The sequence below is a fragment of the Streptomyces sp. NPDC005423 genome, assembly GCF_040606415.1.
Lineage (GTDB): Bacteria > Actinomycetota > Actinomycetes > Streptomycetales > Streptomycetaceae > Streptomyces.
In genome coordinates this window covers 1-12,247 of sequence record NZ_JBEXET010000012.1, presented here as the reverse complement: position 1 = coordinate 12,247, position 12,247 = coordinate 1, and the positions used below count along the sequence as shown (strand labels likewise).

14 protein-coding genes and 1 tRNA gene are annotated in these 12,247 nt (G+C 72.7%); 3 read left to right on the top strand and 12 right to left on the bottom strand.

The genetic code is table 11. The annotated features are described in order from the left end of the window. Positions 1 to 29: 29 nt before the first annotated feature. From ABZT12_RS15530 to ABZT12_RS15515, 4 genes are all read right to left on the bottom strand, one after another. Entirely contained in the window at positions 30 to 227 is a 198-nt protein-coding gene (locus ABZT12_RS15530; protein ID WP_356383327.1) for a hypothetical protein, read from the bottom strand. A gap of 90 nt (positions 228 to 317) precedes the next feature. Next, positions 318 to 1,202, bottom strand: coding sequence for an SDR family oxidoreductase (locus ABZT12_RS15525; RefSeq protein WP_356383324.1), 885 nt, complete (start codon positions 1,200 to 1,202; stop codon positions 318 to 320). Next, a complete protein-coding gene (locus ABZT12_RS15520; protein WP_356383321.1) occupies positions 1,199 to 2,119 on the bottom strand; it encodes an alpha/beta hydrolase in 921 nt (306 codons plus the stop codon). The genes ABZT12_RS15525 and ABZT12_RS15520 overlap by 4 nt, the downstream gene beginning before the upstream one ends. Beyond that, positions 2,116 to 3,639 (bottom strand): NAD(P)/FAD-dependent oxidoreductase, encoded by a 1,524-nt coding sequence (locus ABZT12_RS15515; protein ID WP_356383318.1) that lies wholly within the window; start codon positions 3,637 to 3,639, stop codon positions 2,116 to 2,118. The genes ABZT12_RS15520 and ABZT12_RS15515 overlap by 4 nt, the downstream gene beginning before the upstream one ends. Before the next feature lie 175 nt (positions 3,640 to 3,814). On the opposite strand from ABZT12_RS15515, the gene ABZT12_RS15510 reads away from it, so the two are divergent. After that, the gene (locus ABZT12_RS15510; RefSeq protein ID WP_356383700.1) at positions 3,815 to 4,438 is read left to right on the top strand and encodes a MerR family transcriptional regulator; all 624 of its coding nucleotides are present in this window, start codon (positions 3,815 to 3,817) and stop codon (positions 4,436 to 4,438) included. 21 nt (positions 4,439 to 4,459) lie between these two features. Here ABZT12_RS15510 and ABZT12_RS15505 read toward each other — a convergent pair whose 3' ends face one another. Then, positions 4,460 to 5,308, bottom strand: a complete 849-nt coding sequence (locus ABZT12_RS15505; protein ID WP_356383315.1) for an exodeoxyribonuclease III — start codon at positions 5,306 to 5,308, stop codon at positions 4,460 to 4,462. Between the two features lie 24 nt (positions 5,309 to 5,332). Between ABZT12_RS15505 and ABZT12_RS15500 the strand changes: the two genes are divergently transcribed. Continuing rightward, on the top strand, positions 5,333 to 5,809 hold the full coding sequence (locus ABZT12_RS15500) for a GNAT family N-acetyltransferase (protein ID WP_356383312.1): 477 nt from the start codon (positions 5,333 to 5,335) through the stop codon (positions 5,807 to 5,809). 133 nt (positions 5,810 to 5,942) lie between these two features. Here ABZT12_RS15500 and ABZT12_RS15495 read toward each other — a convergent pair. From ABZT12_RS15495 to galU, 7 genes are all read right to left on the bottom strand, one after another. After that, a tRNA-Ala gene (locus ABZT12_RS15495) sits at positions 5,943 to 6,016 on the bottom strand. Positions 6,017 to 6,077: 61 nt separating this feature from the next. Continuing rightward, positions 6,078 to 7,289: a gephyrin-like molybdotransferase receptor GlpR gene (gene glpR / locus ABZT12_RS15490; RefSeq protein WP_356383309.1), complete on the bottom strand. Its 1,212-nt coding sequence runs from the start codon at positions 7,287 to 7,289 to the stop codon at positions 6,078 to 6,080. Between the two features lie 206 nt (positions 7,290 to 7,495). After that, entirely contained in the window at positions 7,496 to 8,098 is a 603-nt protein-coding gene (locus tag ABZT12_RS15485) for a GNAT family protein (protein WP_356383306.1), read from the bottom strand. 20 nt (positions 8,099 to 8,118) lie between these two features. Then, positions 8,119 to 8,655, bottom strand: coding sequence for a MogA/MoaB family molybdenum cofactor biosynthesis protein (locus tag ABZT12_RS15480; RefSeq protein WP_356383302.1), 537 nt, complete (start codon positions 8,653 to 8,655; stop codon positions 8,119 to 8,121). Next, positions 8,652 to 9,131: a cyclic pyranopterin monophosphate synthase MoaC gene (gene moaC, locus ABZT12_RS15475; RefSeq protein WP_356383299.1), complete on the bottom strand. Its 480-nt coding sequence runs from the start codon at positions 9,129 to 9,131 to the stop codon at positions 8,652 to 8,654. The genes ABZT12_RS15480 and moaC overlap by 4 nt, the downstream gene beginning before the upstream one ends. Positions 9,132 to 9,193: 62 nt before the next feature. Then, complete coding sequence (gene glp, locus ABZT12_RS15470) at positions 9,194 to 10,516, bottom strand: gephyrin-like molybdotransferase Glp (protein WP_356383296.1); 1,323 nt, start codon at positions 10,514 to 10,516, stop codon at positions 9,194 to 9,196. A 5-nt stretch (positions 10,517 to 10,521) separates the two neighbouring features. Further along, the gene (gene galU, locus ABZT12_RS15465) at positions 10,522 to 11,424 is read right to left on the bottom strand and encodes a UTP--glucose-1-phosphate uridylyltransferase GalU (protein ID WP_356383293.1); all 903 of its coding nucleotides are present in this window, start codon (positions 11,422 to 11,424) and stop codon (positions 10,522 to 10,524) included. 94 nt (positions 11,425 to 11,518) lie between these two features. Here galU and ABZT12_RS15460 point away from each other — a divergent pair, with 94 nt between their 5' ends. Beyond that, positions 11,519 to 12,145: a 5-formyltetrahydrofolate cyclo-ligase gene (locus tag ABZT12_RS15460; RefSeq protein ID WP_356383290.1), complete on the top strand. Its 627-nt coding sequence runs from the start codon at positions 11,519 to 11,521 to the stop codon at positions 12,143 to 12,145. Positions 12,146 to 12,247 lie beyond the last annotated feature (102 nt).

Here is a 12,247-nt window from a genome sequence, read left to right as displayed (position 1 = left end):
GGGCGCCCCATCACTGCTGCGTGTTCGCGTCAGGCGTTGGCGTCCCGGTCGAACCGGTCCTCCGTCTCCTCCCGCGCGTCGTCCATGCGGTCCCGGCCACGCTCCTGCTCCGGGCGGACGCGCTCACGGCCCTGCTCGCGGCCCTGGCTCCGGCCCTGGCCCGGCTTGTCGTTGGCCTTGTCCGCGGCGTCGCGGGCCTTCTCCTGGAACTGGTCCTTCATACCCATAGGGGTTCACTCCCGTGGTGATGGGGGGGTTTGCGGCCCACGGTGGGGCCTCGACCAGATTCACACGGCCGGTCACTCCCCGCATCTCGATCAGTCACGCCGCGTGACGCGCGCCTTCTCGTCGGCGGCGCCGCCCGCGCCGACCAGCCCGGACCGCACCCCTGCCAGCCGCGATCCGAACCGCCGCATCTCCCGCTGCCCCACCGTGCCGATGATCCCCGGCAGATACCCGCGCACGCTCTGCATCCCGCGCAGCCACCACTGCCCGTAGACATGCCCGGACCGCCGTTCGATCCCGGCGACGATCCGGTCCACGGCCGGGCCCAGCGGATACGTCTTGTTCGCCGGCCAGGGCAGCCGCTGCCTCAACTCCCGCATCACGTCGTCCTGGTCGGCGCCGCGCACCATGTCGGTGTCGGTCCACGACAGATACCCGACGCCGACCCGTACGCCCTGGTGGCCGACCTCGGCCCGCAGGCTGTGCGCGTACGCCTCGACGCCCGACTTGGAGGCGCAGTACGCGCTCATCATCGGGGCGGGTGTGATCGCGGCGAGGGAGGCGATCTGCAGCAGGTAGCCCCGGCTCTCCGTCAGCGCCGGCAGGAACGCGCGGGCCGTCACCGCCGAGCCGATCAGATTGACCTCGATGACCCGCCGCCACGCCTCCGGGTCGGAGTCGGCGAAGGGGCCGCCGTTGGCCACCCCCGCGTTGGCGACGACGATGTCGACCTTCCCGAACCGCTCCCTGACCTCCCGGGCCACCCGCGCCATCGCCTCGTGGTCGGTGACGTCGGCATACCAGTGGTCGCTGTCGGTGTGCAGCCGCTCGGCGACCTGCTTCAGCTCGTCCGGTTCCAGTCCGACCAGCGCCACCTTGGCGCCGCGAGCGGAGAGTTTGCGGGCGAGCAGCTCGCCGACCCCCCGCGCGGCCCCGGTCACGACCGCGACCTGGCCCTCCAGGCTCACCCTGCTCATGCGCCCTCCTTGATCTGTGCGTACGTGGCGACCAGTTCACGGATCCGGCCGGTGACGAAGTCCGGCGCCTCGACGGGTGTCATGTGGCCGACCCCCGGCAGTTCGGTGCTTCCGACGCAGTGGGGCAGCGCGGCGACCAGCGCCCGCGCGTGCACGGGCGGCGTCATCCGGTCCGCCGTGCCGACGACGACGGCCGTCGGCACCGCCAACTCCCGTACGCCGTGGTCGAGATCGAGCCGGTCGAGCACCTGCGACCAGGCGTGCCGCACCGCGCGCGGGCAGGCGTGCACGATCCGCGCGCAGGCCTCGGCCATGTGCGGCGCCGAACCGGGGCCCAGCGTCGCGTACTTGAGGATCCGGCGGGCGGCGGGCGTGACCGGTCCGAGCGGCGCGCGCGAGCCGAGGATCCGGCGGGTCAGCCAGGTCCGGTACGTCCCGGCCCGTACCGGCACCACCAGTGACTCGGCGACCAGCCGCGAACTGCCGGTGCTGCACAGCAGTACGGCCGCCGCGTGCTCTCGGAAGACGGGCCGGGCGGAGGCCGCCAGCACCGTCATGCCGCCCATGGAGTGCCCCGCGATCACCGCCCGCTCGCCGGGTGCGAGGGTCGCGGCGAGTACGGCTTCGAGGTCGTCGGCGAGCGCCTCGGTGCTGGTCGCGGCGCTCGCCGGAGTGCGCCCGTGGCCCCGCTGGTCGTAGGCGATGACGCGGTGGTCGGCGGCCAGCTCCCGGATCTGGGCCGCCCAGAACGCGGTCGAGCAGGTCCAGCCGTGGGCGAGGACGACGGCGGGGGCGCCCTCGGGTCCGTGCACCTCGACGTGGAGCGGGGCGCCGTCGGCGGAGGTGACGGTCAGGACGCGAGCGGGGACCGGCGGGGCGTAGGGCCCGGTCGTGACGTGCGGCGCCGGGCGGCTCACGCGCCCACCCCGGCGGACGGCCGCTCGTCGGCGACGGCACCCGACTCGCCCGGCGCCCGCAGGACGTGGTACTCCGCGAGGTCCAAGCGCCGGGTGGCGGACCGGAATTCGGTGGTGGTGCCGGGCCAGACGGTGGTGTTGCGGCCGTTGGCGTCCAGGTACCAGCTGGTGCAGCCGCCGGTGTTCCACACGGTGCGCTTCATGCGCTCCTGCACCCGGTGGTTCCAGGCGTCGACGGCGGCGGGCCGGGCGTCGAGGGCCGCCTTGCCGCCGAGCACGTCCAACTGCCGTACGTAGTCGGCCAGATAGTTCAGCTGGGACTCGATCATCAGGATCATCGAGGAGTTCCCGAGGCCGGTGTTGGGCCCGATGATGCTGATCCAGTTCGGGAAGCCGGCCGCGGAGGCGCCGCGCAGGGCCCGCATGCCGTCCTTCCAGGACTCGGCGAGGGTGTGGCCGTCCGCGCCGACGACCCGTTCGGCGATCGGCATGTCCGTGACGTGGAAGCCGGTACCGAAGACGATCGCGTCGGCCTCGGTCTCGCTGCCGTCGGCGGCGACCAGGGTCGAACCCCGGATCTCGCTCAGACCGCTGGCGACGACGTCCACGTTGGGGCGGGCGAGCGCCGGGTAGTACGTGCTGGAGAGCAGGATGCGCTTGCAGCCGATGCGGTAGTCCGGGGTCAGCTTGGCCCGCAGGGCCGGGTCCTTGACGGCGCTGGTCATGTTCCGCCGGGCAAGCTTCTCCACCAGGCCCAGCTCGTCGGGCCGCTTGGTGAACGCCTGGACCTGCAACTCCCTGATGCCCCACAGGAGTCCGCGGCGCGCCTGGGTGGTGAAGGGCAGCGCCCGGTGCAGGGCCCGCTCGGCGCCGCTGATGGCGCGGTCGACGCGGGGCATCACCCACGCCGGGGTGCGCTGGAAGAGGGTGAGCCGGCCGACCTCGGGCTGGATGGCCGGCACGATCTGGATCGCGGAGGCGCCGGTGCCGACGACGGCGACCCGCTTGCCGCGCAGTGCGTAGCCGTGGTCCCAGCGGGCCGAGTGGAAGACCTCGCCGGGGAAGGTGGAGAGCCCCGGGATGTCGGGGATCTTGGGGTCGGAGAGCGGCCCGGTGGCGGAGACGACCAGGTCGGCGGTGAGCGTCCCGCTCGCGGTCTCGATCACCCAGCGCAGCTCCCGCGCGTCCCAGGTCATCAGCTTCACTTCGGAGTCGAAGCGGAGGTGGGGCCGCAGCCGGAAGACGTCCGTGACGTGCTCCAGGTAGGCGCGGATGTGCTCCTGCCCGGAGAAGGTGCGCGGCCAGTCGGGGTTGGGCGCGAAGGAGAACGAGTACAGGTGCGACGGAACGTCACAGGCGCACCCGGGATAGCTGTTGTCCCGCCAGGTGCCGCCCACGCTGCCGGCCCGCTCCAGGACGACGAAGTCGGTGACGCCCTCGCGCCGCAGCCGGACCGCGGCCCCGAGTCCGCCGAACCCGGACCCGATCACCGCCACCCGCACATGTTCGTGTTCGGTCATCCCGACGTCCTCCTCCGCACTCCGATCGTGCCAGTGTTCACTGGCACGATCGGAGCGTAGAACAGCTTCGTACCGATGGGTAGGGGTCGGACGCGGAACGTTCCCGCCGACCGCCGCCTCGGGCGTCGGCACCACGACGTAAGGTGCGGGCGTGGCGGAGAGACGCGAATACCGCATGGAGGAGCTGGCCGAGGAGGCCGGCATCACGGTGCGCACCCTGCGCTTCTACCGCGAGCGCAAGCTGATCCACCCGCCCCGCCGGGAGGGCCGTATCGCCTGGTACGACGAGACGCACCTGGCCCGGCTGCGCACGATCTCGGCGCTGCTGGAGCGCGGCCACACCCTCAACGGCATCGCCGAACTGGCCGAGGCCTTCGACCACGGCCGCAACGTCGGGGAGTTGCTCGGCCTCGGCGCGCCCACCGAGGAGACGCCGGTCCGCCTCACCCCCGAGGCGCTCGCCGACGTGTTCGGCGCGCAGGCCACCCCGGAGAACCTGGCCGCCGCCCTCGACCTCGGCTACCTCGGCACCGACGGCGGCGAGATCGTGCACATCAGCCGCCGCCTCCTCGACGTCTCCGCGGCCCTGGTCCGCGAGGGCATCCCCCTCGCGGACGTCCTGCACGCCGGGCGCCGCGTCCGCGAGCACACCGAGGCCCTCGCCGAACTCTTCACCCGCCTCGTCCTCACCCAGGACCGCACCGAGGAGGACCTGCGGCGGCTCCGGCCGCTGGCCAAGAGCGTGGTCGAGGCGGAACTGTCGCTGGCCCTGGACCGCGGACTGCCGCGGCGGTCCTGAACCGGACCGCCGCGGCACCGGTCACCTCTCGAAGACCACGGTCACCGGAGCGTGGTCGGACCACCGCTCCTCATGGGTGGCGGCCCGCTCCACCACCGCCTTGGCCGCCCGCGCCGCCAGCCCGGGAGTCGCCACCGCGAGGTCGATCCGCCACCCCGTGTCGTTGTCGAAGGCACGCCCCCGGTAGGACCACCACGAGTACGGCCCCTCCACCTCCGGGTGGAGCGCCCGTACGACGTCGACGTACCCGCCGTCCGCGGGGTCGTAGACCCGGTCGAGCCAGGCCCGTTCCTCGGGCAGGAAGCCGGACTTCTTCGTGTTGCCGCGCCAGTTGCGCAGATCGGCCGGCCGGTGCGCGATGTTCCAGTCGCCGCAGACGACGACCTCCCGCCCGTCGGCGGCGGCCCGCTCGCGCAGCTCCTTGAGGTACCCGAGGAACTCGCCCATGAACCGGACCTTCTCGTCCTGCCGCCCGGTACCCACCTCACCCGAGGGCAGATACAGGCTCGCCACCGTGACGCCGGGGAAGTCGGCCTCGGCATACCGGCCGCTCCCGTCGAACTCGGCCGAACCGAAGCCCACTTGGTCCCGGTCGGGCTCGCGGCGGCTGTAGAGGGAGACGCCCGCGCGGCCCTTGGCGGCGGCGGGCGCGTGCACGGCGTACCAGCCCTCGGGAGCACGGACGTGCTCCGGCAGCTGGTCCGGCTCGGCGCGCACCTCCTGAAGGCACAGCACGTCGGCGGCGGTCCCGGCGAGCCACTCCACGAAGCCCTTCTTCGCGGCGGCCCGCAGACCGTTCACATTGGCGGAGGTCACAGTCAGCACCCGGGCACGATACCGGCCCGCCGCCCGCCGCCCCGACCTGCCCATACGGCGCCCATGTACCGTATCCGGGTGCACATACGCCCCGTCGCCTTCGACCACCCCGACGCCGTGAAGCTCAACGACCAGGTCCAGGCGGAGTACCACGTCCGCTACGGCGACGGCGGCGACGCCACCACGCTGGATCCCTCCCACTTCACCCCGCCGGCCGGCCTGTACCTGATCGCCTACGACGAGGACGGCAGCCCCGTCGCCACCGGCGGCTGGCGCGCGCAGGACGCGAACGACGAGGGCTACGCGGACGGCGACGCCGAACTCAAGCGCATGTACGTGATCGAGCAGATGCGCGGCCGGGGCCTGGCCCGCCGGATGCTCGCCGCCCTGGAGGACGACGCCCGCACCGCCGGCCGCGTCCGCATGGTCCTGGAGACGGGCACCAAGCAGCCGGAGGCCATCGCCCTCTACACGTCGAGCGGCTACGAGCCGTGCGCCAAGTTCGGCTACTACCGCACCTACGAAGAAAGCCTCTGCTACGCCAAGCCGCTGTGAGCCGGACCCGGCCCGGCCGGGCACCGCGCGAGCCCCCTTGGGAAGCAGGATCCAAAGTAGTTGCCGTACTTCGCTGCTGTACGGCACCAAAAAGCCCCAGCCGGATCACTCCGGCTGGGGCTTCGAGCTGCGGTGGACCTGTGGGGATTTGAACCCCAGACCCCCTCGATGCGAACGAGGTGCGCTACCAGACTGCGCCACAGGCCCTTGCAACGAGTGGAACTCTAGCATCCCCGTCCGGGTGCCCGGAAATCCGTTCCTTGGCTGGTCACTCGTTGGCCGCGCGCGGCCGGCCGTCCTCGTCGTACTGGTCGAACAGGGGGGTGCGGCCGCGCTCGCGGGCGCGGCGGGCGGAGGCGGCGCGGCGGGCGTCGCAGCGTCCGTCGTCGGCCGCCGGCCGGTCCCCCTCCTCGTCCGCCGCGTCCCCGTCCGGCCCGGCGTCGGCGTCGGCATCGGCGTGCGCCGCGGTCCGCGCCTCCTGCTCCCGGGCCACGGAGCCGGAACGGGCCGAACTCCACGCGTCGGGCGCGCCCAGGTCCACATCGGAGGTGGCGCGGGGGGCGACCGGCGCGGTGACGTACGTCGGCAGCGGTACGGGGACCGGGTCCCAGCTGTCGCCGTGGCCGGGCCGGCGCTGCCGCTCGCGCTGCTGGTCGACCCATTCGGCGTGGTCGGTCTGCTCGACGAGGGCGCGGCGGTCGGCGGCGAGCGCGGAGAGTCCGGGGTCGCTCTCCGGTTCGGGTCCCTCGTCGGGCTCGTCGGCGCCCGGGTCCGCCGGCGCCCGCCTGCGCGGCTGGCGTTCGCGCAGCCGCTGGGCGGCGACCTCGGCCTGACGGCGGTCCATCTGGTAGGCGAAGCGCCGGCGTTCCTGCGACCGCAGATAGGCGATGTAGCCGCTGAGCAGCACCGCCGGCACCCCGGGCGCCCACAGCAGGGCGAGGCCGCCGACCGCGGCGACGATCGCGCCGAGCGTGAAGGCGAGGAACAGCATCACCGTGGTGCGCCGGCGACGCGCGAGGACCTTCAGGCGCCGGGCGCGCGCGGCGGCGGCCTCGGCGGCCGGGGTACGCCGGGGGGCGGGGACGCGCTGCCGCGCCGGGGCCGGTTCGGCCGGCTGTTCCCGGACCGGTTCGCGCATGGGCTGCCGTACCGGTTCGGCACGTTCCGGGGCGGGTGCGTGGACCGCCGCGTGCGCCTGGGGCCGGACCGGGGGCGCGGCGAAGGCCCGGACGTCCACCGAGTCGGTGACGGCATCCGGAACGACGGCGTCGAGCTCCTCCTCGTCGGCGGAGCGCGCCCGCAGGTCCTTGGCGTACCGGCGCTCCATCCCCGCCCGTCCGGACAGCAGCCGGATGGCGGTACTGAAGCGTTCCGTCGGACGGGCCTCGTTCAGCTCGTCCTGCCTACGGAGCCACATCGGCACCAAGTAGGCGGCCCAGGCCCCGACAATGACTGCGTAGATGAGGCCGCTGCTGCTCACGCCTCACACGGTAGAGGGGTTTGTGTGAGGCCATCCGCCAATTGAGTCGGTGTGTCGCACGATCCGGCTGATATTTCGAGCTTTTTTTGTGACCGATGCGATCAGCGGGCCATCAGATCCTCGAATTCAATGCCCTGAGTTGGTCAGACATCGATCAATTTCGAACACCCATTCGGATTATTCAGATTTTCCGGCGTGCGGCTTATTCAATTGGACGCGTTCTGGGACCTCGCCCGCTGCCAGCGCCTGAGCAGCCCCTCGGGCACCTCCTCCGCGGTGAGCGCGAAGACGAGATGGTCGCGCCAGGCGCCGTCGATGTGGAGGTAACGGGGTCTGAGACCTTCGTCACGGAATCCGAGTTTCTCGACGACCCGGCGGCTGGGCCCGTTCTCCGGGCGAATGCAGACCTCGACGCGGTGCAGTCCCACGGCGCGGAAACAGTGGTCGACGGCGAGTGCCACGGCCGTCGGCATCACCCCGCGGCCGGCCACCGCCTCGTCCACCCAGTAGCCGACGTGTCCCGAACACATCGAGCCCCAGGTGATCCCGGCGACCGTCAACTGCCCGACCAGTTGCCCCTGGTACTCGATGACGAACGGCAGCATGCGGCCCGAGTTCGCCTCGGAGCGCAGATGGCGGACCATCTGCCGGTAGGTCGGCCGGTGGGCGACGGGCCCGCTGGGGGTGGGCGGCGGGATGGTCGCCTCCCACGGGCGCAGCCAGTCCCGGTTGCGCCGGTTCACCTCGCGCCACGGCCGCTGGTCGCGCAGTTTTATCGGTCTGAGGACGACATCGCCGTCCGTCAGCACGACGGGCCAGGACGGGCTGTTCAGCTCGCACCCCCGGTGGGTCTGGAGTGGTCGCCGCCGCGGATCTGGTCCACGGCGTGCGCCAGCAGGGGCTCCAGGACGGCCAGTCCGTCCCGCACCCCGCCGGGGGAACCCGGCAGATTGACGACCAGTGTCCGGCCCGCGACTCCGGCCAGGCCGCGGGAGAGCGCCGACGTCGGCACCTTCGCCCGCCCGAACGCCCGGACGGCCTCCGCGATGCCCGGCACCTCCCGGTCGATCACCGCGCGGGTCGCCTCGGGGGTGCGGTCGGTGGGCGAGATGCCGGTACCGCCGGTGGTGACGATCACGTCGTACCCGGCGTCGGCCCCGGCGCGCAGGGCCGCCTCCACCGGGTCTCCGTCGGGGACGATCTCCGGCCCGTCGACGGCGAAGCCGAAGCCCCGCAGCCCCTCGGCGACCAGCGGGCCGCCGCGGTCCTCGTAGACCCCGGCGGCAGCCCTGTTGGAGGCGGTGACGACCAGCGCGCGGTACGGCGCGGGCAGCGGCGCGCCGCCGCCCGCCGCTGCGGCCGTCATGTCCGGCTCCAGTCGCCCGACTTGCCGCCTGTCTTCTCCTCCACCCGTACGTCCGTGATGACCGCTCCCTTGTCGACCGCCTTGACCATGTCGATCACGGTGAGCGCGGCGACGGAGACCGCGGTGAGCGCCTCCATCTCGACGCCGGTGCGGTCGGTCGTCTTCACGGTGGCGCGGATGCGCACGGAGTCGTCGGTGACCGACAGTTCCAGTCTCACACCCGACACCGACAACGGGTGGCAGAGCGGGATCAGCTCCGGGGTGCGTTTGGCACCCATGATCCCCGCGATGCGCGCGGTGGCGAGGGCGTCGCCCTTGGGCATCCCCTCGCCCCGCAGCAGCTCGACCACGCGGGGCGAGACGAGGACGCGTCCGCTGGCGGTGGCGGTGCGCGCGGTCACGTCCTTCCCGGACACGTCGACCATCCGGGCGGCGCCCGCTTCGTCGAGGTGCGTCAGTCGGTCTTGCGTACTCATGCTGTGCGGCGCTCCGGGTTCGGGCCTGTGGTGCGCGACACGGTACCGCCAACCGCGCGTACTCAGCCGAGCAGGATCACTTCGACGTCGGTGCCGGGCTCCACCGACTCGGTGTCCTCGGGGACGACGATCAGCGCGTCGGCGTGCGCGAGGGCCGCGATCAGGTGGGATCCGGCGCCGCCCACGGGCGTCACCCGGCCGTCGGCGCAGGTGGCCCGCAGGAACTGCCGACGCCCCTTCGGCGAGGTCAGCGCCCGCTCCGCGGTCAGGGTGGCCCGGGTCCTGGCCCGGTGGACGTCGCCGAGCCCCATCATGACGCGGATCGCGGGCCGCACGAACAGCTCGAAGGAGACGTACGACGACACCGGGTTGCCCGGGAGCGCGAGCAGCGGGGTGTGGTCGGGGCCGATGGAGCCGAAGCCCTGGGGTCTGCCGGGCTGCATGGCGAGTTTGCGGAACTCCACCCCGCCGCCCGGCCCGTCCTCGTCGCCGACGGACGACAGGGCTTCCTTGACGACGTCGTACGCCCCGACGCTCACGCCGCCCGTGGTGACCACGAGGTCGGCGCGGACGAGCTGGTCCTCGATGGTGGAGCGGAGGGTGTCGGCGTCGTCGGCGACGGCGCCCACCCGGTAGGGGATGGCGCCGGCGTCGCGGGCGCACGCGGTGAGGGCGAAGCTGTTGGAGTCGTAGATCTGGCCGTCGTCCAACTGCTCGCCGGGCTGGACGAGTTCGCTGCCGGTGGACATGACGACGACGCGCGGGCGCGGGCGGACGCGGACGGTGCCGCGGCCGATCGCGGCGAGCAGGGCGATCTGCGGCGGCCCGAGGACGGTGCCGGACTCCAGGGCGCGGTCGCCGGCCCGGACGTCGCTGCCCTTGGCGCGTACGTGGGCGCGTGCCTCGGCCGGCCGGTACACGTGCACGTGCCCGGTGGCGCCCTCGGGGGCCTGGCTGCGGGCGCGCATGGAGGTGACGGGGCCCTCGCCCAGGCCGCCGTCGGTCCACTCGACGGGGACGACCGCTTCGGCGCCGGGCGGCAGCGGGGCGCCGGTCATGATGCGGGCGGCTTCGCCGGGGCCCACCTGAAGCAGGTCGGCCCCGCCCGCCGCGACGTCGCCGACGACCGTCAGGACGGCCGGGAACTCGTCGCTGGCGCCGGTGACATCGGCGACCCGCACCGCGTACCCGTCCATCGAGCTGTTGTCGAACGGCGGGAGCGACACCGGCACCGTGATGTCCTCGACCAGGACGCAGCCCTGGGCGTCGAGCAGTTGCAGCTCGATGGGTTCGAGGGGGCGCACGGTCGCGAGGATGTCCTCCAGGTGCTCGTCCACCGACCAGAGGTGGTCCGGGCCGGCGGTGCGGGTCGCGGCGCTGCTCAACGTTGCTACATCTCCTCGGCTACGTAACTGCGAAGCCAGGCCCGGAAGTCGGGGCCCAGGTCCTCACGTTCGCATGCGAGTCGGACAATGGCACGCAGGTAGTCGCCACGGTCTCCGGTGTCATAGCGGCGGCCCTTGAAGACGACGCCGTGCACCGGGCCGCCGATCTTCTCGTCCGTCGCGAGCTGCTGGAGGGCGTCGGTGAGCTGGATCTCGCCGCCGCGGCCCGGCTCGGTCCTGCGCAGTATGCCGAAGATGTGCGGGTCCAGGACGTACCGGCCGATGACCGCGTAGTGGGACGGGGCGTCCGCCGCGTCGGGCTTCTCCACCAGACCGGTCACCTTGACGACGTCGTCGTCCTCGGTGAGCTCCACGGCCGCGCACCCGTAGAGGTGGATCTGCTCGGGGGCGACCTCCATGAGGGCGATGACGCTGCCGCCGTGCCGCTCCTGGATCTCCACCATGCGGGCGAGCAGGGGGTCGCGGGGGTCGATCAGGTCGTCACCGAGGAGGACCGCGAAGGGTTCGTCGCCGACGTGCGGGGCCGCGCAGAGCACCGCGTGGCCGAGGCCCTTGGGGTCGCCCTGGCGGACGTAGTGCATGGTGGCGAGGTCGCTGGACTCCTGGACCTTGGCGAGCCGGCCGGCGTCGCCCTTCTTCTGAAGGGCCGATTCCAGCTCGTAGTTGCGGTCGAAGTGGTCTTCCAGGGGGCGCTTGTTGCGGCCCGTGATCATGAGGACGTCGTCGAGACCAGCCGACGCGGCCTCTTCGACCACGTACTGGATCGCGGGCTTGTCGACGACCGGCAGCATCTCCTTGGGAGTGGCCTTGGTCGCCGGCAGGAACCGGGTGCCGAGACCTGCTGCGGGGATGACAGCCTTGCTGATCCTGGGGTGCGACTGAGTCATGCCCGCAACCCTATCCGGTGCCTTTGCAGCTAATCAGTGGCTCCGGTTGGTTGGCCGTCATATGGCCGGATGAGAAAGGGTATGGGTACGACCTGTGGGTCACAGCGGACGTGGGGCCGAGCCTGACAAGCGAAGGTTGCGACGGGAAATCCTCGCGGTGAGGAACACGTTGACGGCCGATGACGTACGGGAGTCGGCCGCCGCCCTGGCCGGACACGCGCTGGGGCTGCCGGAACTGGCACGGGCCCGGACGGTCGCGGCGTACGTGTCGGTGGGCGGCGAGCCCGGCACGCTCGCCCTGCTGGACGCGCTGCACGCGCGCGGGGTGCGCGTCCTGCTGCCGGTGCTGCTCCCCGACCACGATCTGGACTGGGGCGTGTACACCGGGGCCGGCTCTCTCGTGCGCGGCCGACTCGGCGGAAAACTGCCCCTGTTGGAGCCGGCCGGACCCTGCCTCGGGCCCGACGCGGTGACGGCCGCCGACGCCGTTCTGCTGCCCGGTCTGGCGGTCGACGGGCGCGGACTGCGTCTGGGGCGCGGCGGGGGGTCCTACGACCGCGTGCTGGCCCGGCTGGAGCGTGCGGGCGCCCGTGCGGCGCTGGTGGTGCTGCTGTACGACCCGGAGATCGTCGAGCGGGTGCCGGCCGAGCCGCACGACCGGCCGGTGCACGCGGTGGTGACGCCCTCCGGGACGCGTCGCTTCACCCGGGACTTCCGTTAGACCGGTCCGGCCCTCCACGCGCGCCACGACGGAATCCACTGCCTGCCCAACCCGTGGCCCTACCCAGGGAGTTGACAGCTGACGCTTATGTCACATTGACAC

Coding starts and splice junctions, on each gene's coding strand:
- galU (WP_356383293.1), bottom strand. CDS start 11,424: ATGACTCAGTCGCACCCCAGGATCAGCAAGGCTGTCATCCCCGCAGCA.
- ABZT12_RS15510 (WP_356383700.1), top strand. CDS start 3,815: ATGGAGGAGCTGGCCGAGGAGGCCGGCATCACGGTGCGCACCCTGCGC.
- ABZT12_RS15480 (WP_356383302.1), bottom strand. CDS start 8,655: ATGACGGCCGCAGCGGCGGGCGGCGGCGCGCCGCTGCCCGCGCCGTAC.
- moaC (WP_356383299.1), bottom strand. CDS start 9,131: ATGAGTACGCAAGACCGACTGACGCACCTCGACGAAGCGGGCGCCGCC.
- ABZT12_RS15505 (WP_356383315.1), bottom strand. CDS start 5,308: ATGGGCAGGTCGGGGCGGCGGGCGGCGGGCCGGTATCGTGCCCGGGTG.
- ABZT12_RS15515 (WP_356383318.1), bottom strand. CDS start 3,639: ATGACCGAACACGAACATGTGCGGGTGGCGGTGATCGGGTCCGGGTTC.
- ABZT12_RS15530 (WP_356383327.1), bottom strand. CDS start 227: ATGGGTATGAAGGACCAGTTCCAGGAGAAGGCCCGCGACGCCGCGGAC.
- ABZT12_RS15525 (WP_356383324.1), bottom strand. CDS start 1,202: ATGAGCAGGGTGAGCCTGGAGGGCCAGGTCGCGGTCGTGACCGGGGCC.